Origin of the sequence: Arenimonas sp., from assembly GCF_047602345.1 — a bacterium.
Lineage (GTDB): Bacteria > Pseudomonadota > Gammaproteobacteria > Xanthomonadales > Xanthomonadaceae > Arenimonas.
In genome coordinates this window covers 1071090-1095497 of the sequence record NZ_JASGHN010000006.1, presented here as the reverse complement: position 1 = coordinate 1095497, position 24408 = coordinate 1071090, and the positions used below count along the sequence as shown (strand labels likewise).

General features: G+C 62.4%; 12 protein-coding genes and 1 pseudogene. 8 read left to right on the top strand and 5 right to left on the bottom strand.

The window, feature by feature from the left end:
- Positions 1-57: 57 nt before the first annotated feature.
- The 4 genes and pseudogenes from rsgA to QM707_RS09565 form a co-directional block, all read left to right on the top strand.
- Positions 58-1113: pseudogene (gene rsgA, locus QM707_RS09580) on the top strand (ribosome small subunit-dependent GTPase A); the annotation flags it as partial.
- A 15-nt stretch (positions 1114-1128) separates the two neighbouring features.
- Positions 1129-2394 carry a flavohemoglobin expression-modulating QEGLA motif protein gene (locus tag QM707_RS09575; protein ID WP_415001834.1) on the top strand — a complete coding sequence of 422 codons (1266 nt, stop codon included), beginning with the start codon at positions 1129-1131 and terminating at the stop codon, positions 2392-2394.
- Positions 2395-2439: 45 nt separating this feature from the next.
- On the top strand, positions 2440-4722 hold the full coding sequence (locus QM707_RS09570; RefSeq protein WP_415001620.1) for an NADP-dependent malic enzyme: 2283 nt from the start codon (positions 2440-2442) through the stop codon (positions 4720-4722).
- A gap of 104 nt (positions 4723-4826) precedes the next feature.
- On the top strand, positions 4827-5339 hold the full coding sequence (locus QM707_RS09565; protein WP_415001619.1) for a hypothetical protein: 513 nt from the start codon (positions 4827-4829) through the stop codon (positions 5337-5339).
- A gap of 135 nt (positions 5340-5474) precedes the next feature.
- Here the strand turns inward: QM707_RS09565 and QM707_RS09560 are convergent, their stop codons facing one another.
- Both QM707_RS09560 and QM707_RS09555 read right to left on the bottom strand, forming a co-directional pair.
- Complete coding sequence (locus QM707_RS09560; RefSeq protein WP_415001618.1) at positions 5475-5999, bottom strand: REP-associated tyrosine transposase; 525 nt, start codon at positions 5997-5999, stop codon at positions 5475-5477.
- Between the two features lie 67 nt (positions 6000-6066).
- Positions 6067-6546: a transposase gene (locus QM707_RS09555; RefSeq protein ID WP_415001617.1), complete on the bottom strand. Its 480-nt coding sequence runs from the start codon at positions 6544-6546 to the stop codon at positions 6067-6069.
- Positions 6547-6826: 280 nt separating this feature from the next.
- Here QM707_RS09555 and aceE point away from each other — a divergent pair, with 280 nt between their 5' ends.
- From aceE to QM707_RS09540, 3 genes are all read left to right on the top strand, one after another.
- The gene (gene aceE, locus QM707_RS09550) at positions 6827-9508 is read left to right on the top strand and encodes a pyruvate dehydrogenase (acetyl-transferring), homodimeric type (protein ID WP_415001616.1); all 2682 of its coding nucleotides are present in this window, start codon (positions 6827-6829) and stop codon (positions 9506-9508) included.
- A gap of 287 nt (positions 9509-9795) precedes the next feature.
- A complete protein-coding gene (locus tag QM707_RS09545) occupies positions 9796-17751 on the top strand; it encodes a Calx-beta domain-containing protein (protein ID WP_415001615.1) in 7956 nt (2651 codons plus the stop codon).
- Between the two features lie 28 nt (positions 17752-17779).
- Positions 17780-19216 carry a transglutaminase-like domain-containing protein gene (locus QM707_RS09540; RefSeq protein WP_415001614.1) on the top strand — a complete coding sequence of 479 codons (1437 nt, stop codon included), beginning with the start codon at positions 17780-17782 and terminating at the stop codon, positions 19214-19216.
- Between the two features lie 47 nt (positions 19217-19263).
- Here QM707_RS09540 and QM707_RS09535 read toward each other — a convergent pair whose 3' ends face one another.
- Together QM707_RS09535 and QM707_RS09530 are read right to left on the bottom strand one after the other, a co-directional pair.
- A complete protein-coding gene (locus QM707_RS09535) occupies positions 19264-19863 on the bottom strand; it encodes a hypothetical protein (RefSeq protein ID WP_415001613.1) in 600 nt (199 codons plus the stop codon).
- Between the two features lie 262 nt (positions 19864-20125).
- Complete coding sequence (locus QM707_RS09530; RefSeq protein WP_415001612.1) at positions 20126-20722, bottom strand: hypothetical protein; 597 nt, start codon at positions 20720-20722, stop codon at positions 20126-20128.
- A gap of 220 nt (positions 20723-20942) precedes the next feature.
- On the opposite strand from QM707_RS09530, the gene QM707_RS09525 reads away from it, so the two are divergent.
- Positions 20943-21089 carry a hypothetical protein gene (locus QM707_RS09525; protein WP_415001839.1) on the top strand — a complete coding sequence of 49 codons (147 nt, stop codon included), beginning with the start codon at positions 20943-20945 and terminating at the stop codon, positions 21087-21089.
- 13 nt (positions 21090-21102) lie between these two features.
- Here QM707_RS09525 and QM707_RS09520 read toward each other — a convergent pair whose 3' ends face one another.
- Positions 21103-24405 (bottom strand): hypothetical protein, encoded by a 3303-nt coding sequence (locus QM707_RS09520; protein WP_415001611.1) that lies wholly within the window; start codon positions 24403-24405, stop codon positions 21103-21105.
- Positions 24406-24408 lie beyond the last annotated feature (3 nt).

Genomic DNA, 24408 nt, shown 5'->3' with positions numbered 1-24408 from the left:
GGTCGGAACTCACTGGCGGGAACTCACCTGCGGAACCCAGCAGTTAGAATCGGCCCAATGACCCTCGCTCCCGATGCCTTCGACCGCCTGCGCGCCATCGGCTGGCCCGACACGCCGGAGCTGCGCGAAGCGGCTCGCGGCGATCGCGTCGCCCGCGTCATCGGCCAGCATCGCAGCGGCTACGACGTCGCCGAGTTCGCCGGCGATCTGCGCCGCGTGCAGCCCCCCGCCGCCTGGACCCGACCGCGTGGCGATCCGGCCGAGCGTGCCGCGGTCGGCGACTGGGTCGCATTGGATGCCGAGGGCAAACACATCCTGCGTCTGCTGCCACGCCATGCCTTGCTCAAGCGCGCCGCCGCCGGCGAGCATTACAAGCAACAGCTCATCGCCGCGAACATCGACCATGTGCTGGTCGTCAGTGGGTTGGACGGAGACTTCAATCCGCGACGCATCGAGCGTTACCTGCTGATCGTGCAGGCCAGCGGCGCCGCGCCGGTGCTGGTGCTGACCAAGGCCGACCAGTGCGACATGCTTGAGGACGTCATCGAAGTGCTGCACAACGAGCGCCTGACCGGCATCCCCGTGCATGCGGTCAATGCGAAGGATCGCGACAGCGTCGCCGTGCTGCATCCCTACCTCGGGCCCGGCAAGTCGGCCGTACTGGTCGGCTCGTCCGGTGCCGGCAAGTCCACGCTGAGCAATACGCTGCTCGGCATCGAGAAAATGAAGACCAATGCGGTGCGCGAGAACGACCAGCGCGGCCGCCACACCACCACGCATCGCGTGCTGATCCCGCTGCCGCAGGGCGGTTGCCTGATCGACACGCCCGGCATGCGCGAGCTCAAGCTCAGCGGCGACGAGGACCTGGCCGACGGCGGTTTCGACGACATCGAGGAACTGGCGCGCCAATGCCGTTTCAGCGACTGCGGCCACAGCAACGAGCCCGGCTGCGCCGTGCGCGCTGCGATCGAGAACGACGAACTCGACGAGGCCCGCTACAACAGCTATTGCAAGCTTCGCGACGAACGCGATGCCGCCGCCACGACGCTGGCGCAGCGTCGTGCCCGAAGAAAAAGTGATCCACCGCGCGCTGAACAAGCGCCTGAAAGACAAGTACGGCCGACGTTGATGGCGGCCGTCGCGCCCGCGTCGCTCAAGCACCATGCCGCGCTCGATGCGCGCCTGGTCGCGGCGGTGCGCGAAATTCGCCTGCTCGAAATGGTGAGCTGGCCGGCCAGCGCGCAGGAGGAATTCCTCGGCGCCTGGCGCATCGGCAAGATCCACATGCCGAAGATCGAGTACCAGCGGCGGGACTATACCGCCGTGCGCGCCGAGCTCGCCGCGGTCACGGCGGCGGCCGATGCCGACGATCCGGTCGGGCGCTACCTGCTGCAGACGGCGGAAAGCTGGCGCATCGCCACGCGCTTGCTCGATGCGGTCGGCACGCATCGCGTCACCGCGTATTCGGCGCGACTGTACGGCCGGCCGGCGGAGATGTTGCCTGGCGACGGGCCGACCAATCTCGATGCCGCCATGCACTTCGTCGACCTGGCCGACCAGCTCGACCAGGAACTGCGTGAGGTCGAGCCCGACTACGTGCTGCCGGCCGAAACGGTGCAGGCGGAGTTGCAGAAATCGATCGATGCCTTCTTCACCGGGCACAAGGTCACGGTCGAGCTCGATCCGAACCTGATCTCGAAAGCGGCGGCCAGCCCGACGCGCATTCGCCTGCGCACCAATACCGGTTTCTCCGACTACGACCGAAACCAGTTGCTGGTGCACGAGGCCTTCGTGCACACGCTGACCGGCCTCAATGGTCGCGAGCAACCCTTCCTGCGTTCGCTGGCGCGCGGTGCGCCAAGAACGACCGCGACGCAGGAGGGTCTGGCGACCTTCGCCGAACTGATGTCCGGCGCGATGGATATCGAGCGCATGAAGCGCATCAGCCTGCGCATCGTCGCCATCGACAAAGCCATCCATGGAGCCGACTTCGTCGATATCTTCCGCTTCTTCCTCGATGCCGGGCAGCCGCCGGCCGATAGTTTTTCTTCCACGCAACGCGTCTTCCGCGGCGTGCCGCTCGGCGGCGGCGCCGCCTTCACGAAGGACACCGTGTACCTGCACGGACTGCTCAGCGTGCACACCTTCTTCCGTTGGTGCCTGCGCCATCATCGCCTCGGCCAGGCCCGCCAGCTGTTCGTCGGCAAGCTCGCGCTCGAGGATGTGTTCAACCTGCAGGTGGCTTACGACGACGGCGGCATCGCACCGCCGCGCTATCTGCCGCCGTGGATGCAGCGCGCCAATGGCCTGGCCGGCATGCTGGCTTTCTCGCTGTTCGCCAACAAGATCCGCCTCGACCGCGTCGAGGCCGACGACCTCGTCCTCGGGCTGTAACCCCAGCCTGCTAGAATCCACGCCTTACGCCAAAGACAAGCCGCAATGTCAGAACACGACGAATTCAAGGAAGCCGCCCTCGACTACCACCGGATGGCTCCGGCCGGAAAGATCAAGGTCGCGCCGACCAAGCCGATGATCACTCAGCGCGACCTCGCCCTGGCCTATTCGCCGGGCGTCGCGCATGCCTGCGAAGCCATCGTTGCCGATCCGAACGAGGCTTCCTCACTCACCGCACGCGGCAACCTCGTCGCCGTCATCACCAATGGCACCGCCGTGCTCGGCCTCGGCAACATCGGCCCGCTGGCCGGCAAGCCGGTCATGGAAGGCAAGGGCGTGCTGTTCCAGAAGTTCGCCGGCATCGATGTCTTCGATCTCGAGATCAACGAAACCGACCCGGACAAGCTGGTCGACATCATCGCCAGCCTCGAGCCGACCTTCGGTGGCATCAACCTCGAGGACATCAAGGCGCCGGAGTGCTTCGAAGTCGAGCGCAAGCTGCGCCAGCGCATGAAGATCCCGGTCTTCCACGACGACCAGCACGGCACCGCGATCATCGTCGGCTCGGCGATGCTCAACGCGCTGCATGTCGCCGGCAAGCGCATCGAAGACGTCAAGCTCGCTACCAGCGGCGCCGGCGCGGCCGGCATCGCCTGCCTGGACATGCTCGTCTCGCTCGGCTTGAAGCCCGAGAACATCCTCGCCTTCGATCGCGAAGGCGTGCTCTACACCGGTCGTGGCCACATGGACGCCGACAAGCTGCGCTACGCACGCGACACCGACAAGCGCACGCTGGCCGATATCGTCAATGGCGCCGACGTCTTCCTCGGCCTGTCCGCCGCCGGCGTGCTGAAGCCCGAGATGGTCGCGACGATGGCCGACAAGCCCATCATCTTCGCGCTGGCCAACCCGAACCCGGAGATCCTGCCGGAAGACGCAAAGAAGGTGCGGCCCGACTGCATCATCGCCACTGGTCGCAGCGATTACCCGAACCAGGTCAACAACGCGCTCTGCTTCCCCTACATCTTCCGCGGCGCGCTCGACGTCGGTGCGACGACGATCAACGAGGCGATGAAGCTGGCCTGCGTGCATGCGATCGCCTCGATCGCGCGCAAGGAAGCCTCCGACCTCGGCAGCGCCTACAGCGGCGAAGTGCCGCGTTTCGGCGCCGACTACCTGATCCCGCGTCCCTTCGATCCGCGCCTGCTGACCGAGCTGGCACCGGCCGTGGCGAAAGCGGCGATGGACTCCGGCATCGCCGCGCGTCCGATCGCCGATTTCAAGATCTACGGCGAGAAGCTGGCGCAGTTCATCTATCGCACCGGGCTGCTGATGAAGCCGGTATACGAACTCGCGCGCAAGGACCGCAAGCGCGTCGTCTACGCCGAAGCCGAAGAAGAAACCGTGCTGCGCGCCGTGCAGACGATCATCGACGAAGGCCTGGCCGACCCGATCCTGATCGGTCGCCCGGATGTCATCGAGACGCGCATCGCTCGCCTCGGCCTGCGCATGCGTCCCGGCGTCGATTTCCAGTTGACCAATATCAACGACGATCCGCGCTTCAACGAATACTGGCAGCAGTACCATGCCATCACCGCGCGCCGCGGCGTGACGCCCGCGGCGGCGAAGAACCTGCTGCGCTCGCGACCGACGCTCATCGCGGCTCTGATGGTCGAGCGCGGCGAAGCCGATGCGATGATCTGCGGCCTGGTCGGTCGCTACCACAAGAAGCTCGGTTACATCCGCAGCGTGTTTTCGCTCGACAAGGGCTTGACCTCGACCTCGGCGATGACCGGCGTCATCAACGACCAGGGCGTGTCCTTCTTCCTCGACACGCATGTGCAGTACGACCCGAGCGCCGAGCAGATCGCCGAAGCGACGCTGCAGGCGAGCTACCGGCTCAAGCTGTTCGGCATTACGCCGAAAGTGGCGTTGCTCTCGCACTCGAATTTCGGCAGCCACAACAACGCCAGCGCCAAGAAGATGGCGGAGGCACGCGAGCTGATCGTCGCGCGCGCCCCGAAGCTCGAAATCGACGGCGAGATGATGGCCGACACCGCCTGGGACGAAGCGCTGCGCAAGCGCATCTTCCCTGGCACGACCTTGAACGGCCGCGCCAACCTGTTCGTGCTGCCGAATCTGGATTCGGCCAACATCGCCTACAACCTCGTGCGCGTGATGACCGATGGCGTGGCGATCGGCCCGATCCTGATGGGCGTGGACAAGCCCGCACACGTGCTGACGCCGGCCTCGACCCCGCGCCGCGTCGTCAACATGACGGCGATTGCAGCGGTGGAAGCGCAGATCCGCGCCGCGCGGGGCGGGTGAGCGTAAGCGCTCAGACCGTCCGGGTTTTCTTGTAGGAGCGATGACCGAAGGAAATTCCTTTGGATCGCAAGGCGCGACAAGGGTTTCCGCGACAGGGGAGGGCGATGAAACTCCACTCCGGGCTCACCATCAACGGAAAGAAGTACAAGGCCGGCGATGAAGTTTCCGGCTGGTCGGTTTATCCCTTCTTCCTCATGCACATGGGCATCTTCGGCGCTTCCGGCTTTTTCATGGCCTACGGCGCCAACGGCGTGGAACTGTTCTTCCTTTATCTGCACGGTGGCATCGCCATCCTCGCGTACGTGGTCTTTTACCTGACCATCTTCGGTGGCGAGGAAGTGAAATGGATGTTCATCAACGCCGCCCTCGGGCTGTTCGGCATTTATGCCGAGATCAACTACATCCTTTCCTGGTTCGGCAAGGCGCTTTCGGATTTCCCGCCGACCGTACACGTCACCCCTTTCCTGTACTACATCCTCTACACCTTCCTGTTGCGTCAGGCCCTGTTGGACGCCACCGGTTCGCGCGAGAATTCGCACCGCCGACGCAAGGTGGAGATCGCCTATGTGATCGGATCGGTGTTGCTCTACGGTGCGCTGTACCTGGCGCAGCGTTGATTTCTTCGGCCACCTTTTTGGTGGGGCGATGGCGATTGCGACTGTTCTTGCCGGGACGCGCCCGTAGGAGCGATGGCAATCCCGACCGTTCTCGCCTTGCGGCTTCTGTAGGAGCGACGCAAGTCGCGACCGTCCTCAATCTGCCTCGGTCGATGTAGGAGCGACGCAAGTCGCGACCTGTTCCTGCAACCAGATGGCGTCCCAGAACGAGTATTCCCGAATCCTTCGCGTCAATCCCGCGCGGACCGGATTCATTACCAGGTAGCGGGCGGCGACAACCCGATCGTCGCCGCAACGCAGGGCCCGATCATGGAATGATTTCGCCCATACCCGGCCCATTCCGGGGTGTTTCATATGCAGCCTACGAGCTGAATTTGCTTTCAGTTCCTGCACGATCTTCGAGAGATCTGCGCCATCGCCAAGCTCGATCAATCCGTGCCAATGGTCTGGCATCAATACCCACGCGCAAAGTCGAGCATGCCGCCAGTTGATCGGATCCGTCAGGGCGCGTGCGGCGGTGCAGCCCAAGGCAAAACTGGCGAACAGTCGACGGCGCCGGTGCGTCACGAACGTGATCACGTAAATCTGGCCAGCCTGCGAATGTCGTCCGCGGCGCAGTGCGGCATGGCCGTGAGAGTGGCTTGGTCGGCTCCATGTCATACCTGGTCCGGTCTTCCTGCAGCGGTCGCGACTTGCGTCGCTCCTACAAATTGCGCCCAGGCGTCGTTCACACCCACTCGCTGTTCCAGAACGTGTAGTCGTCCAGCGTGGCGGTGAGGCCGCAGCGCACCGGTTCAAGCACGAGGTAGCGCGCCGCTTCGGCCCGGTCGTCGTCGCGACGCAGGCGTCGTTCCTGCGTCGCACGTGCCCAGAGCGGTTCGATCGAGGCATCCCAGTCGCGCACGCTTCGCGTGGTGCTCGACTTGAGGTTCTGCACCAGGCGTGAGCGCGCGGCTTCGTCGCGCGTTTCCACCAGCCCCTGCCAGTGATCGGGCAGCAGCACCCAGGCCAGAAGCCGCGACTCGCCCCAGTGGCAGGGATCCGAAATGGCGCGAGCCGCGGCGCAAGCCAGGGCGAAATCGGCGAACACGGGACGGCGCAGATGCGTTTCGAACGTGAGCAGGGAGACCTGCGGCGCCGGCGCGGCGTTTGACCTGAGGGCGGTGGCGAGACCGGCAAGGGGCGCGAGCGTGGGCAGGGTCGTCATGGTTCGATGCTGTACTCGCTCTGGAAGCCCATGAATCCGACAATCGATCGGGCTGGCGTAGGAAAAGGCCGCCGACGCGCACCGGGTTTCGGCCGGGCCCTCGTGCCCGGCGCAGCGTGCCGACCGACATCCCTCCGGCAATGCGCGCTGTCCCTGGACAGCGCCGGTCGCGCACCTCGGCCCCATACCCCGCCGTACCGTGGATTTCGCCCCCATGCGCTAAACTTCGAGATTCAATGGAACGGAGCCGCGGCGCCGGATGCGTCGCGAGGGAACGCTGATGAGCTGGTTGAACGATCTGCTGGAACACGACCGCGACCCGCGCGAGACGCGCGAATGGATCGAATCGCTGAAGGCCGTGCTCGACCACGACGGCCCCGAGCGCGCGCACGAACTGCTCGAGCGCATGGTCGAACTGACGCGTCGCGCCGGCGCGCAGCTGCCGTTCTCACCGACGACCGAATACATCAACACCATTCCCGCGCACCTGGAACCGTCCATGGGCGGCGACCCGGCGATGGAATGGCGCATCCGTTCGATGATCCGCTGGAACGCGATGGCGATGGTCGTGCGCGCGAACCGCAAGCCCGGCGAACTTGGCGGGCACATCGCATCGTTCGCGTCGAGCGCTACGCTCTACGACGTCGGCTTCAACCATTTCTGGCGCGCACCCAGCGCCGATCATCCGGGCGACCTGCTCTACATCCAGGGCCACAGCTCGCCGGGCATCTACGCGCGCGCCTTCCTCGAAGGCCGCATCAGCGAGAACCAGCTCGACAACTTCCGCATGGAAGTCGACGGGCAGGGCATCAGCTCGTACCCGCATCCGTGGCTGATGCCGGATTTCTGGCAGACGCCGACGGTCAGCATGGGCCTCGGCCCGATCAGCGCGATCTACCAGGCGCGTTTCTGGAAGTACCTGGAAGCGCGCGGCCTGATGCCGAAGTCCGATCGCAAGATCTGGTGCTTCATGGGCGACGGCGAATGCGACGAGCCCGAATCCCTCGGCGCGATCGCGCTGGCCGGCCGCGAAGGCCTGGACAACCTGTGCTTCGTCATCAACTGCAACCTGCAGCGCCTCGACGGCCCGGTGCGCGGCAACGGCAAGATCATCCAGGAGCTGGAAGGCAGCTTCCGCGGTGCCGGCTGGAACGTCGTCAAGCTCGTCTGGGGCAGCTACTGGGATCCGCTCCTGCAGCGCGACCACCAGGGTCTGCTGAAGAAGCTGATGATGGAAACCGTCGATGGCGAGTACCAGAACTGCAAGGCCTTCGGCGGCGCGTATACGCGCGAGCATTTCTTCGGCAAGTATCCGGAAACGCTGCAGATGGTCGCCAACCTCAGCGACGAGGACATCCGTCGCCTGAACCGCGGCGGCCACGATCCGCACAAGGTGCATGCGGCCTATGCCAATGCCGTCGCCACCAAGGGCATGCCGACGGTGGTGCTGGCCAAGACCGTGAAGGGTTACGGCATGGGTTCGGCCGGCGAATCGCTGAATCCGACGCACCAGACGAAGAAGCTCGACACCGAATCGGTGAAGGCGTTCCGCGACCGTTTCCAGATTCCGGTCAGCGACCAGCAGATCGAAGACATTTCCTTCTACCACCCCGGCGCCGATTCGCCCGAGGTTCAGTACATGAAGGAACGTCGCGCCCAGCTCGGCGGTTCGTTGCCGCAGCGCCGGCGCAAGACGAGCAAGGCGCTCACCGCGCCGAAACTCGAAGTGTTCGACCGCCTGCTGAAATCCAGCGGCGACCGCGAGATCAGCACGACGATGGCTTTCGTGCAGGCGCTGAATATCGTGCTGCGCGACAAGCAGGTCGGCCCGCTCTGCGTGCCCATCGTCGCCGACGAAGCGCGCACCTTCGGCATGGAAGGCCTGTTCCGCCAGATCGGCATCTATTCGCCGCAGGGTCAGAAGTACAAACCGGTCGATGCCGACCAGCTCATGTATTACCGCGAAGACGCCGCCGGCCAGGTGCTGGAAGAAGGCATCACCGAATGCGGCGCGTTCTCGTCGTGGATGGCGGCGGCGACCAGTTACAGCACGAACGACCAGCCGATGCTGCCGTTCTACATCTATTACTCGATGTTCGGCTTTCAACGCATCGGCGATAGCGCCTGGCAGGCGGCCGACATGCGCGCGCGCGGCTTCCTGCTCGGCGCTACGGCTGGCCGCACCACGCTCAACGGCGAAGGCCTGCAGCACGAGGACGGCCATTCGCACCTGCTGTCGGGTGCGATTCCGAACTGCAAGTCCTACGACCCGACCTTCGGCTTCGAAGTCGCCGTCATCCTGCAGTACGGCATGCTGCGCATGATGGAAGAGCAGCAGGACGAGTACTACTACCTGACCCTGATGAACGAGAACTACACGCACCCGGAAATGCCGGCGGGCGCGGAGGCCGGCATCCTGAAGGGCATGTACTTGCTCAAGGACGCTGGCAAGGCGAAGAAGGGCGAACTGCGCGTGCAGCTATTGGGTTCCGGCACGATCTTGCGCGAAGCGATCGCGGCAGCCGAACTGCTCGACAAGGATTTCGGCGTCAGCGCCGACATCTGGAGTTGCCCGAGTTTCACCGAGCTTCGCCGCGATGGTTTCGATGTCGAGCGCCACAACCGCTTCCATCCGGAAAGTGAACCGCGCAAGGCCTACGTCACCGAATGCCTGGAAGGCCGCAGTGGCCCAGTGATCGCGGCGACCGACTACGTGCGTGCGTACGCCGATCAGATCCGCGCGTTTGTTCCCCAACGCTACACGGTGCTGGGAACGGATGGATTCGGCCGTTCCGATACGCGCGCGAACCTGCGTCGCTTCTTCGAAGTCGATCGCTACTACATCGCGCATGCCGCCATCGCCGCCCTCGCGGCCGAGGGCAAGATGAATGCGAAAGACGTGGCCAGGGCGATCAAGCAGTACAAGATCGATCCGGAGAAGAGCAATCCGCTGGGCGTGTGAGAAACGTCACGCGTGGGGCGAAAAGGGCGGCCAATGGCCGCCTTTTTCTTTTCGGCATAGGCCATTCGGCACTGGTGATCGGGAAGGCTTGCAAACTGCATTGCAACTACGGCCGCGTATGGCGACGACCCGACAGCAGCTCAGCCAAAAGGCGGCATCGCGAATCGCCGCAAAGCATGCATTCCGTCGCATTTTCGTGTGTGCGGCCTGCGGGCCGCGCATGAGACAATTGCAGGAATTTGCCTGACCTTGCGACCGCCATGCTCCGTTTTCTTCGCCACCTCCCCATGAGCTTCCGCGCCCTGGGTGCGGTCCTCGTCGTCACGACGTTCCTGGTCGCGCCAGCGATGGCAGGCCAGGTGGATTGGCAGGGCCCTGCGGGCAGCCTGAAGTTCGGGGCGCAGGTGGCTGTTTTGCCCAATGGCAATATCGTCGTGACCGACCCTGCGGATCCCGCGGGCGGCGCCGCCTATCTCTACCGCCCCGATCACACGCTGATCAGCAAGGTCACAGGCGTCAATCCCGGCGCAACACCCACGGCCGACTACGAGACGATCAAGATCGTCGTCTTGAAGAACGGCAACTATGTCCTGGTCAATACCGGCTGGAGCTCGGCTTCCACGCCGGGCGTCGGCATGGTGGCCTGGGGTAGTGCCACCACAGGGATCTCCGGTGTGATATCGGCGAGCAATGCGCTCGTCGGCTCGGTGCAGGGCGACTATGTCGGCTCCGACGGCGTCATGCCGCTGAGCAACGGCAACTACATCGTCCGGTCTCGCAACTGGGACAATGGCTCACTCGACGAAGCGGGCGCCGTGACGTGGGGCAACGGCGACGGCGGTACCGTCGGTCCTGTCTCTTCCTCGAACTCACTGGTTGGAACCAAGGCGCGCGAGCATGTCGGCTGGTATGCCTGGACGCTGAGTAACGGTAACTATGTTGCGCTGACGCATGTCTGGAACAACGGCACCGCGAACGTAGGAGCTGCGACCTGGGGCAACGGCGCCTCGGGCACGACAGGCATCATTTCTTCCGCCAATTCTCTGGTCGGATCGACCTTCAACGACTTCATCGGGGCGACCGTGACCCCGTTGACCAATGGCAACTATGTTGTCGCGGTGCCTTACTGGGACAAGAACGGCATCGTCGACGCCGGTGCCGTCGTCTGGGCCAACGGCGCGACGGGTCGCAAGGGCGTGATCGCCGCCAACATCGCCCTGACGGGCGACAAGACGGGAAATTTCGTCGGTTATCCCCAAATCGTCGCGCTCACGAATGGCAACTATGTGGTTGGCAGCTCCGATTGGGAGGACGCCAGCCATGACGATCAGGGGGCAGTGACCTGGGGCAACGGGACGACCGGTCGAACGGGCATTGTGTCGTCGGCAAACTCGCTCGTCGGCGACCAGAGTTTCCAATACATCGGCGACGACTGGGAGCACGTCACCGAAGGCATCGTCGCCCTGAGCAACGGCCACTACGTCGTCCCTTCGCCTCGATGGGGAACCAGCGGCAAACCGGACCTGGGTGCGGTTACGTGGGGTAACGGCAACACGGGAACGACGGGCGTCGTTTCCGCTGCCAACTCCTTGGTCGGCGCATCCAGTGGCGACATGGTCGGCTTGTACTCCGTTCATGGCGTTCGGCCGCTTAGCAACGGCAACTATGTCGTTTCCAGCCGTAATTGGAAGAATTCCGAAGGCATCGAGGTTGGGGCATTGACTTGGAGAAATGGCAGTGCGAGCTCGCCGGGCGTAGTTTCCGCTACCAATTCCGTTATTGGTGCCGTCGACGTCGTTACTCTGAAGGACGGAAACTACATTCTGGCTTCCAGCAACGGCATGTCATGGACCGATGGAGCCACCCCCCGCACAGCCCCTCTCACGGCCGAGAACGGATTGATGCGGCTCGGCAACGTGATCACCGTGATGGACGACGGCAGCTACATCGTCTGCCAAGCGAAAGGTATCGACGGCCCCGATGCTTCCGGTGCGGTCGCCTGGGTTCCGAAGGGCGAAAACCTGCTGGGCGAACTGTCCGCCAAGAACGCGCTGGTCGGAACGACCGCAGATGACAAGGTATGCACCGATTACATCGATGCCGAGTCTCGCGCGCTGGAAGACGGGCGTTACATGATGTTCAATTATTACTGGGACAACGGCGCCATCGTTAACGCCCGGGCGCTGACGCTCATGACGCGCGGCATGGCCGGTCCCGTGGGTGCCAGTAACAGCGTGGTCGGCACGGTCGGGTTTGGAGGAGAGAGCGTTACGGGCCGATCCGGGTTTTCATACGACTACGACCCCGTCCGCAAACACGCCGTTGTCGGCCGCTATGCCAGCAATGTCGTCAGTCTGCTGACGGCGCCGAACGACAGCGGCCCGAATTTGTCGGTTTCCGATGTTTCGATCAGCGAAGGAAACAGCGGCACGAAAGTCGCCACGTTCACGGTTCAGCTTTCCGCAGCCTCTGCTTCGCCTGTCACCTATGACATTTCCACGGCCAATGGGACCAGTACAGCCGGGTCCGATTATGTCGGCAGCTATCTGGTCGGCCAGACGATTCCGGCTGGCAGCACGAGCAAGACGTTCAGCGTCACTATCAACGGCGACGGCGCGTCCGAAGCAGACGAGTTGTTCACCGTCAACGTCAACAACGTGGTAGGCGCGAAACTGACGGATGGCCAGGCAGTCGGCAAGATCGTCAACGACGACGGCACCAGCCTTTCGATAGACGATGTCACGCTCTCCGAAGGTGCCGGTGGCACCAAGCAGATGACGTTCACGGTGAAGTTGCAGGCGGCAATCGCTACGCCGGTCACGTACAACATCGCCACCAGCAACGGAACCGCGACGGCGGGTAGCGACTATGTCGCGGCAAGCCTCACTGGACAGACTATTCCCGCCGGCAGCACCAGCAACACCTTTACCGTGCTCATCAACGGTGACACCGCGGAGGAGCTGGACGAGACCTTCAACGTCACCTTGAGCAACGTATCCGGCGCGAGCATCGGCGATGGCGTTGCGGTGGGTACCATCGTCAACGACGATCTGCCGGTGGTGATGATCGACGACGTCTCGATTGTCGAGGGCAACAGCGGCACGAAGCAGATGACATTCACTGTCAGCCTTTCCATCCCGTCCCTTACCCCGATCACCTACTCGATCGGTACGAACGGCAATACCGCGCTACCGGGTAGCGACTTCGTGTCGAAGCTGCTCGAGGGCGAAACCATACCCGCCGGCCAGACCAGCCGGACATTCACCGTGACCATCAACGGCGACGTGCTGTTCGAACCGAACGAGTCGTTCTGGGTGGAAGTGTTCAATGTCACTGGACGGCCTGGCTTCAGGCTCGAGGGTATAGGCACGATCGTCAATGACGACGCTGCAGCCGTCAACCCGGTACTTTCTGTCGCGGATGTCTCCGTCACCGAAGGCAATGGCGTAAAGCAGGCGGTTCTTACCGTCAGTCTCGACAAACCCGCGACCACCGCGGTGACCTACAGTATTGCGACGGCCGCGTTCTCGGCGACGCCAGGCCAGGATTTCACGTCGACGAGTCTTACCGGCCAAGTGATCCCCGCCGGCAGTACCAGCGGCACGGTCTCCGTTCCGATCATTGGTGACACGGTGCCCGAGTTCGAAGAGTTCTTTCTGTTCAGCGTCTCCAGCGTCGTGGGGGCCGACGTGGGGCTGGCGACCGCAAAATGCTTCATCGTGGATGACGACCAGCCAGGGCTTTCCATCGCCGATGTCGCGATAGAGGAAGGTAGTTCCGGGACACGCGAGATGACATTCACCATCCAGCTGTCGGCGATGCCGACGAGCCCGGTGTCTTTCAATATCGCCACCAGCAATGGGACGGCGACTGCGGGTAGCGACTATGTCGCCACCAGCCAGAGCGGGCTTACCATCCCGACGAGCGTGCATTCGACAACCTTCGTCGTGCCGATCAATGGCGACACGACCGTCGAATCCCATGAGACGTTCAACGTCACGGTAAGCAACGTAGTGGGAGCCACGGTGGTAGACGGGCAAGCGATCGGTACCATCGGCAACGACGATGGCCCGGGAATTCCGACGATTTCCATCGGCGACGTCTCCATCTCGGAAGGCAATAGCGGCACAAAGCAGGCGGTATTCACGATTAGTCTCTCTGCCGCCGCCAGTGGTGCGGTGACCTACGATGTCGCCACCAGCAACAGCACGGCCACCGCGGGCAGCGATTACGTCGCCACCAGTCTCATTGGCCAGACCATAGCGGCTGGGGCCACCAGCAAGACGTTCTCGGTACCGATCAATGGCGACACGGTCGGTGAGGCGGACGAAGTATTCCAGGCCGCCCTGAGCAATGTCGTGGGTGCGTTTGTCGGCGACGCGGTGGGATCCGCCACGATCACCAATGACGATGCTGGCAGTGGGCCGGGAATGTCGATCGCCGACATTTCCGTTGTCGAGGGCAACGATGGCGGAAAATTTGCCTTCTTCAACGTGACTCTTGCCGAACCATCCACCGACGACGTGTGGTTCAGTCTTGCCAGCAGCGATGGCACTGCGACAGCGGGCAGCGACTACAACGCAGTCAATGTTTCAAGTCAGATGATTTCGAGAGGCAATACCAGCGCGTCGGTTCTGGTGATCATCAATGGCGACACGGTTGCGGAAGCCAACGAGACGTTCAATGTGACGCTGAGTCAGGTCGTGAATGCCACCGTGGTCGATGGCCAGGCGGTCGCCACCATCCTCAACGACGATGGTGGCGGGCCAGCGTCGACGCTTTCCATCGGCGATGTATCGATCGCCGAAGGAGACGGCGGTTCGAAAACGGCGACCTTCACGGTAAGCCTGTCCGCGGCGGCGGCGACCGCTGTCACCTACGATATCGCGACCAGCAACGGTACGGCCACCGCCGGCAGCGACTATGTCGCGTCCAGCTTGACGGGCCAAAGCATCCCGGCTGGGCAGACCAGCAAGACATTCACTGTCACGATCAATGGCGATACGGCCGTCGAGCCGGACGAGACTTTCAATATCACGTTGACCAACCCGACCGGCGCGACGATCGCCGACGGCAGCGCCGTGGGTACGATCACCAACGATGATGGCGGCGGTGCGCCCGTCTTGTCGATCACCGATGTTTCGATCGCCGAAGGCAACAGCGGCAGCAAGCTGGCGACCTTCACGTTGAACTTGTCGGGACCCGCCGCCACGGCCGTGACCTACGACATCGCTACGGCCGCCGGCACGGCGACCGCACCGGCGGACTTCATCAACAAGAGCCAGACGGCCCAGACCATCGCCGCCGGCCAGACCAGCAAGACCTTCACGGTCTCGATCAAGGGCGATACCGTCACCGAGCCCGACGAGACCTTCCAGGTGGATGTCACGAACGTGGTGGGCGCAACGCTAGGCGATGGCCAGGCCGTCGGAACCATCACCAACGACGACGGCGCCGTTGCACCCGCGATGAGCATTGCCGATGTGTCCATCAGCGAAGGCAACTCGGGCACCAAGATCGCCACGTTCACGGTAACGCTGTCGGCGGCGGCAAGTACGGCGGTGACCTACGATATCGCCACCAGCAACGGCACGGCGACGGCCGGCAGCGACTATGTCGCGTCCAGCCTGACGGGCCAGAGCATCACGGCTGGCCAGACCAGCAAGACCTTCAGCGTCACGATCAATGGCGATACGACGGTCGAGAGCGACGAGAGCTTCACCGTGACTCTCAGCAATGCCGCCGGCGCCACGATTGGCGACGGCAGCGCCGTGGGTACGATCACCAACGACGATACGGCCGGCGCACCGACGCTGAGCATCGGCGATATGTCGATCAGCGAAGGCAACAGCGGCACGAAGACGGCGACGTTCACGGTGACCCTATCGGCGGCTGCAGCCAATGCCGTGAGCTACGACATCGCCACCAGCAATGGTACGGCCACGGCCGGCAGCGACTATGTCGCGTCCAGCCTGGTCGGCCAGAGCATCGGCGCGGGCCAGACCAGCCAGACATTCAGCGTCACGATCAACGGCGATACGACCGTGGAGAGCGACGAGACGTTCACGGTCACGCTGAGCAATCCGAGCGGCGCGACGATCAGCGATGGCAGCGCCGTCGGCACGATCACCAACGACGATACGGCCAGCGGTTCGACGCTTACCATCGGCGATGTATCGATCGCCGAAGGCAACAGCGGCTCGAAGCTGGCGACGTTCACCCTGACGCTGTCGGCCCCGGCGGCCACGGCGGTGACCTATAACATCGCCACGGCGGCCGATACGGCCACCGCACCGGCGGACTTCGTCAACAAGAGCCAGACGGCCCAGAGCATCGCTGCCGGCCAGACCAGCAAGGCCTTCACCGTCTCGATCAAGGGCGACACGATCACCGAACCGGACGAAACCTTCTTCGTCAACGTGACCAACGTGACCGGCGCGACGCTGGGCGACGGTCAGGCGGTCGGTACGATCACGAATGATGATGGGGTCACGACACCGACGTTGAGCATCGCCGATGTCTCGATCAGCGAAGGCAATTCGGGCACGAAGAGCGCGACGTTTACGGTGACCCTGTCGGCGGCAGCCAGCGCGGCCGTGACTTACGACATCGCCACGAGCAATGGTACGGCCACGGCCGGCAGCGATTATGTCGCGTCCAGCCTGGCGGCCCAGAGCATCGCGGCCGGCCAGACCAGCAAGACGTTCAGCGTCACGATCAACGGCGACACGACGGCGGAGAGCGACGAGACCTTCACGGTCACGCTGGCCAATCCGAGCGGCGCCACGGTCGCCGATGGCAGCGCCGTGGGCACGATCACCAACGACGACAGCAGCGGTTCCCCGACGTTGTCCATGGGTGACGTGTCGATCGTCGAAGGCAATGCCGGCACGGCGACGGCAACGTTCACCGTCAGCTTGTCCGCAGCGGCGGCCAATGCCGTGACCTACGACATCGCCACCAGCAATGGTACGGCCACGGCCGGCAGCGACTATGTCGCGTCCAGCCTGACCGGCCAGAGCATCGCCGCGGGCCAGACCAGCCAGACGTTCAGCGTCACGATCAACGGCGATACGACCGTGGAGAGCGATGAGACGTTCACGGTCGCGCTGAGCAATCCGAGCGGTGCGACGATCAGCGATGGCAGCGCCATCGGCACGATCACCAACGACGATACGAGCGGCGGCGGTCAGACCTTGTCCATCGGCGATGTCACGCTGGCCGAAGGCAATGCGCTGAACACGCAGTTCACGTTCACCGTCAGCCTTTCGGCTGCGGCCGCGGGCACGGTGAGCTTCAACATCGCCACGGCCGACGGGACCGCCCTGGCAGGCACCGACTACACGGCCAAGAGTGCGGCGGGCCAGACGATCGCGGCGGGCACCACCAGCAAGACCTTTACGGTCCTGGTGAAGGGCGATCGAACGCTCGAGTCGAACGAGACCTTCCAGGTAAATGTCACGGGCGTGACGGGCGCGACGCTAGGCGACGGCCAGGCCATCGGCACCATCACGAACGACGATGCGGGACTGATGACGGTGGCGCGCGTTGTCACCGGCGGTCTGGTGGACGACATCGATGACGGCAATGGCCAGCCGGTCGTGGGCAAGGACGAATACGCCCTGCTGTTGCTGGATACGGCGCAGGCCGTGTGTGAGCGCGCGCAGGCGCCGACGATCGCCGGCATCGACGGCGTCGAGAATCGCTGGGTGCTCGAAGACCTCGCCGAGACGGTGAACCTGCTCTGCCGACGCGAGCGGCATTACGCCGCCGTGTTCGATAACGCGCAGGGTGGCGAAGGCCTGGGCTTCCTGGTCGAAGTCGCCGATACGGCGCGATCGGAAGGAGCACGCGTACTCGATGCGCGAACCCTGGGTCAGGATGCGGCGCTCGCGACTTTGACGGTGCTGGCCAACGGCCACGACAAGGCCGTGACGGTGTTGCTGGCGCGCGATGCTGCATCTACCAAGCCCGGCAAGGCGGGGGATCTCGATCGTTACCTCGCTGCCCGCCGCAAGCTGGATCCGGAAGCGCGCCTCATCGTGCTGGGCGCGAACGAAAGACCGGATCTCGTCGATGCCAGCGTTCTCGCGGCCCAGATGCTCGAACTGGATGACATGCCGATCCTGCTGCCGAATGAACGCATCTTCGTCAGCGAGTCGCTGCTGGACGCGTTCGGGAACGCCGAAGTGATCCTGCCGTATCTGGACATTGACCCGCAGGTGCTGAAGCTGCAGCCTTGAGCATCCTCCGACAGAATCGGTGATCCGCTTGCGCCCTGATTTCCCGTCGTTTTGCGATACCACGGCGAAGGCCTTGCTGGCCTTCGCCGTGTCGTTTCCGGCCTTCGCTTCCGCGATGACGACGGGCGACAACGCGCTGCGCTTCCACATCATGCTCGGCGGGCAGCACGTCGGTGCCGCGCAGTGGCAATGGCGTGCGGGTGGCGAGCAGCCGTACTTCGCCGACGATCAGGAGCTTCGCATCGCCCAGCGTGGCGGCGGCGCCGGCGCCTCGCATCGTTACCGGATCGAGCGCGATCCGAAAACCGGCGCACTGCTGGTCCAGCGCCGCCTGGCGGCCGGACCCTCCGTGCAGGAAGACGAGGGCCGCATCGAGAAAGGTCGGTTGCATCTGGATCGCAGCCTGGCCGGCCAGAGCATCGGCGGCGATGTGCCGGCCGATGCCGTGATGCCGTACCAGCTCATCGGCCGCCTGCATGATCTCGCGCTGACGACATCACGCGAAAGCGCCTTCCCGCTGTTCGATCTCGACGGCCTGCGCACGACGAACGCGCGAACCGCCGCTTGCGGCGAGAACAGTGCCGCCGGTCTGCATTGCGTTCGCCTCGCCACGCCGACCCGCCGCGAAGACTGGTACTTCAGCGCCGACGGCCGCCTGCAGCGCATCGAATCGGAGTTCGCCGGCTTGCCGATGGTGATGCTGCGCTGCGAATCCGATTGCGACCGTCGCGTGGCGCAGCAGTTCGACGTCATCGGTCATCTCGTCGTCGCCTCGCCGTATCGCATTCCGAAGGATGCCGCGCAGAAGAAGCTGCGTTTCCTGCTTTCGCGCGAAGATGGGCAAACACCGGTACTCGTGCCGACGGGCGACCAGCTCGTCGTTGCCAACGGAGCACAGGCCGTCGTCACCGTCTGTCGGAATTGTGGTGAAGCCGAAGTCCCCAGTGCCGAAGAACTCGCCCGCTATCGCCAGCCGAACGCTTGGGTCCAGAGCGATCATGCCGAGATCCGCCGCCTGGCCGCGCGTGTCGGCAGCCAGAAGCACAGCGTGGATTCGCGCATGCGCCGCAGCGTGGCGCTGATGATCAAGACGCTGAAACCGGAAACCGGTTACATCGGTTATGCCGACGCCCTGCAGACGCTGCGCCTCGGCCGCGGCGACTGCATCGGCCACGCCATGCTGCTCGCCGCCCTGGCGCGGGCGCAGGGCATTCCCGCGCGCATCGTCGTCGGCATTGCCTATGCGGATCGTTTCAGCGGCCGCCGCGACGTGTTCAGTCCGCATGCCTGGGTACAGGCCTGGGACGGCAAGCGCTGGATCAGTTACGACTCGGCCCTGCAGGATTTCGATTCCACCCACGTCGCGCTGGCCATCGGCGACGGCAATCCGAACCAGGTTGGCGAAGCCTTCCTGCAGCTCAGTCGATTGAAGCTCGAACGCGTCGGCGTCGTAAAGCCCGATTGAGTAGCCTGGGTCGATGACCCGGGAACCGCATCACGACATCGCGAAACTCAGGGCTGCTTCGACGGCAGCCATTCCAGTTCGCCGATATTCGGCAAGGTGTCGAGCGCCGAGGCTTCGATCTCATCCTCGTCCGCCCAGCGCGCTTGGCCGGCGTCGAGGACGCCGCCCAGTGCGACGAATTGGATCTGTTCGGCCGTCAATATCGTCGTCGACTCAACGCTAGCTCGATGGGGTGCAGTAATGCCTGGTCCCAAAGGAATTGCAGCAACGTCTTCGGCCGTAATCACCGTGTCGGAGACGACAGTCTGTACTTCGAACAGTTTGGCGGCAGGCTTGGTTTCGGACGCATGCTGCGCCGGCGATTCCTTTGGCGCGTCCTGCGCTGCCGCCAGGCCCGAGCCCGTCAGCGTCGCCAGCATGGTGATGCCGAGGCCCAGGTTCCGGCGCTCCGCCTTGCGCTGCACCGTGTAGGCCACGCAGACCTTCTGCCCGGCGCAACTGCGCATGAAGGCCTCGCGCTGCGAACGGCTCATGCCATCGAGGTTATGCACCTGCCGGTCGCAATGCCCGCAATGGTCCTTGCCGGTCTGCGGCATCGCGTTGGCGCGCAAGGGGCAGGGCGAATCGATAACGGGGAACTTGGACATGGCAGGCACTCCACGGGCTTGCCACCAATCTAGCGCGGCCGCCCGGGCCTGTCATCCGCGGCTGGCAAGGCGTTCAACCGGTAGCCCGGATCTAAGGCCCGGCATTAGGGTGCAACGCTCAGCGCGGCTTCGATGGCAGCTTTGTAGCCCGGGTCAAAGACACGGGAACCGCAACACGACACCGCGAAACTCAAGGCCGCTTTGACGGCAGCCATGTAGCCCGGGTCAAAGACCCGGGAATCGTGCCGCTACATTGCAAGACTCAGGGCTGCTTCGACGGTAGCCATTCCAACTCACCGATCTCCGGCAGGGCGTCCTTGTCGGACAGCTCGACCTCGGATTCGTCCACCCAGCGCACATCGTCGGCAGACAGGATGGTGCCGCCGACAACGGATACGAGCTCCTGCGTCGGCAAGACCATCGAAGCGCGGGCAATGGGGTCAGGCGTCTGGAATGGCTCATCAGCACGCAAGATGGGGCTGTGCGGGCTGGTGACATAGAACGGCACGGCAGGGACCTTCGCAATCTCTTCTGCTATCCGCACCGTCGTCTCTTCGACCTTGGAAACATCGATCGGAGTGAGCACCGGCCGGGTCTCGGACGCATGCTGCGCCGGCGATTCCTTCGGCGCATCCTGCGCTGCCGCCAGGCCCGAGCCCGTCAGCGACGCCAACAGCGTGATGCCGAGCCCCAGGTTCCGGCGCTCCGCCTTGCGTTGCACCGTGTAGGCCACACAGACCTTGCCCGTACAGCTGCGCAGGAAGGCCTCACGCTGCGAGCGCGTCATGCCGTCGAGGTTATGCACCTGCCGGTCGCAATGCCCGCAATGGTCCCGGCCGGCCTGCGGCATCTCGGCCAAGCGGAAGGGGCAGGGGGAGTCGATGAAGGGGAATTGAGACATGGTCATGGATACCCAGGGGCTAGGTGCCAATCTATCTCTGTAAGAAGCGGCTGTCACGGTAGGAAGAAATGGTGTGGCGATTGTTCGGGCGACCCTGAGGGATGCTCTGATAACTCGGCCATGGGCGCGACCGACTGCGTGCCTACGCCGACCAGATCCGCGCCTTTGGACCGATGCTTTGAACGGTCGCTGGTTCTCGAAGTCGATTGCTGACGTCGCTCATGCCGCTTTCGCCGCCGAGGGCAAGATGAATGCGAAGGACGTGGCCAGGGCGATCAAGCAGTACAAGATCGATCCGGAGAAGAGCAATCCGACTGGGGTTTGAGGATAGTCCAGGTTCATGGAAGCTCTAGCTGATCGGTGACAGGGCGATGCGAAATGGCTACGGGGCCGTTTAGTGTAAAGCCAACGAAAACGTGCATCGTTGAATTCGGACTTGTCGAATACATTGAGCGAGCGGGGAGCGAAAGGTCGAACTCCGGAATTTGCACCCACTGTCTACTGTGCAACGAAGATGGAGTAGCTTGAAATTGCTTTGGTCGGCCCTCAGGGTTCAGATAGAAACAGCGAACGTCTTGCGGCATAAGTGTTGAGAGTTGGAGTCGTCGCAATGCGGAGAACACCGCTGTTGATTCGGTCGTTTCTCCGCACTGAAACAAGGCAACCGCGAAATAGAACTTCTTTAGTACATCGTCGCGATATCGAGGCGACGACATTACTGCCCGGAGATCATTCTTTAGGGCTTGCCAGTCTGGAGGTGTTCCCGTGCGATGCACTCTCCATCGGATCATTAGGTCCGCCCTAAGGGCTATCAGTTCTACAGATGGAGTAAGGCCCTTGTTCTGTATTTGCTGATGGGCGCGCTCCAAAGATTCCCGAACCTCATTAAAGTCTCGCCCCTTGCCGCTCTGAGTTGCTTCAGCGAATAGCTTTCTTGCGGCGACTTCGAATCCGAGCTGATTGCTTGAGCGGTCAAAAATCTCTTGCGCAATCAAGTCCAGCTGCGCACCATTTGGGATCGAGCTCAAGATTCGTCGTTGTAGGTCGAGCAACATTTCAATGCTTTTCTCATGTTTGAAGTGGCCTCGGCCTGACGAACCGACAGCCTGAAGCGCGTGCTCAATCTCTTGGAATGCAGCGGCGAGGGATGACAGCCCAATCTCATCGCTTGCCGAAGAGCCATTCAAGCTTGCGAGCTCGAAAAGCATATTTGCACCGACATGCGACGTATGTGCGTTGAAGAATGTAGGGCTGGATGCCTTTCTGAGGTGCTCTCTTACCAGATCAATCCCTTTGTCTCGATCAAATGCGCCATGCTTGACCATTTGCACAACTGTAGCCGCCATTGATGTATGCACATGCTCAGGCGGGGCGTCTCTTTCAGAGCCCGGGTAAATAGGCATCTCGAGCGCGCGTTCCATCGTCTTGTAGGCTAGTTCCAACTTGGTTCCGCCTTTGTGCTGAATCCAGATCCCTCGGTGCAGCTCGAGTACCCTGTCTTCAAAAGGCAGCGTCTCTGAAGCGAGCTCAAAAAGGGCGGCTCCGTCCTCGTAAGAGAAACTCCTCTCGAGCTTTGGCCGATTTCTGACGAGGACGTCCATCACAAAATTTCGATACACCGTGGACCCACCCTTGCAAGCGGCTATTAGATCCTTCAGTAACCTCAGTTCCCCAACATGGCCGACTGGTCCGCCGTTTAGGAGGACGAGCAGAATCGTAGTTACAACATCATTTCGCGTCCGAAAAACGACGGTCTCGCGCTCGGGATCGAAGTCATCGTATAGCAGCCCCCAGAGAGGGCGTCCGCCGCCCATCATGGAAATCCATTCGTCATAGTTGAGATTCAGGGCTCGCACAAGAACCTCGATCGGGAGCGCGATCCCGAGATGTGAGCTCACAGTGACAAACTCATACGCCCTTCTCGCTACGATGCCGGTAGCAGCGGCTTCCTGAGCGATGCTGGTGACAGCAGACTCTGATTCCCCTAGTCGGCAATATTCGTCTCTGAGCGACTCAGAAATCTGGCTCTTCGTTTCCGGGATCAGATACCAAAGACTGCAAAGAATGTCGTTCGAGTTCCGAGTGCTAGTCTCCTGCACCAATGCTGTTGCCGATGCGGAGTTCGCCGCGGCGCCGATGCGGACAAGCATTGCCGCCAATGAGTCCATTTCCATGCTGCTTAACTTGAATTCAAGCTCTAGTTGCTCAGTGGGTCGCCCAAGTAAATTAGCGCTACCATCACCGGTAAAGAAATCCGAATTCCGAAAAGAGAAAACAAAAACACAGGTGTCCCCGTATTTTTCAAAGCAACTCATCAGGTCGCTCGCGTCAAGTCGCAGAGACCAAGGGTCGTCGCAGAAAATAACTAGCTTGCCAGGCTTTTGCGAGGAATCTCTAGCCGCCTCAGAAAGCTTTGCCACTAGATCCTTGTAGTAGCGAATCCAATTGCCACTTGAGAATCGCTTGCACCAAAGTACATTACGACCGTCGGTGGCAAGGTCGACCGCTAGGCGCTTCAGGCAGGATGTTTTCCCGACTCCCGCTTCGCCGCGAACCACGTACGATAGTGGCTCAGAGCTCGGAGTGGCATCAAGTAGGCGATCTACATCCGTCTTCATTCTCGTGTTTTGGTCCCGACGCAAATCAAGATCCATTAAGAATGGATTCCAGTCGATAGAGCCCGGGCGGAATAAGCTGTCTACCAACGCCCCCAAGTCTCGCGGGAGGCGAACATCGTTTGGTTTGGAGGACGGCACGATTGAGACGATTGACGCAAATGCTGGGGCGACTCCTGAAAAGGCTGAGGCAGGCTTCGGACTAGCGTGTGAAGTCGGTGCTCGACGTTGTGGCCGCAGCGACGAGACCGCGTCGACAATCTCGCGAAGTGTGGCGTCAATCAACTCCGTTCGGAACTTACCCAATAGCGATACGAGTGCTGGCGGTGTGTTTACTAAGTCGCGCTTTGGAATCAAGAGTCTAGACGGTCTCGGTTTGTTCATCGCGAGCAACGCTGAAAGAACCGTGCTGATCATGACGGGGTCATCGAATGTCCCAGTTACTAGCAAAGGAGCATCTGCTAGGTAATCTGGGCAGGAGCTGAGCATCTGCGACCAGGATTGCTGCTTAAGAAGTAGGTCAGATCGTGCGATGACAACGCAGTGATTGGGATCAGGGTCGCTAAGGTTTCCGAGTAACTTGTAAACAGGAACTGTTCGTTCCGTGGGGTTGACGGAGGGGCTATCGACAATTGTTACGGTCTTGGAAGATGCTAAGGCCTCTATGTGCGTCTTGAGGTCAGACTCGAATAGTACGTCGTCGGCGAGCGAAATTACTGCCGACCAGCCAGCTCTTGCTAAGTGAGGAATCTCGGTCGGCGAAGTCAGCCTTCGGATGCCATCGCGAATGGCGGATTCATACTTGACTGCCTCAATAGAATCCAAAGCCCTCAATTCATCGAGAATATCGCGGAAGTCTGTGCTTTGAATTGCTTGCGCAATCGGCGTTGGAATTTGCCGAAATGCGACATCCAATGCATGGCGATATTCGCCCATCACCTGCGTCGTTGCGCCGCCGATGATTAGGCCAGGCCGGTGCGCGAAAGACTTGATTGAGTCTTCAAGAGTCAGAAGGGGGAAGTCCATTGA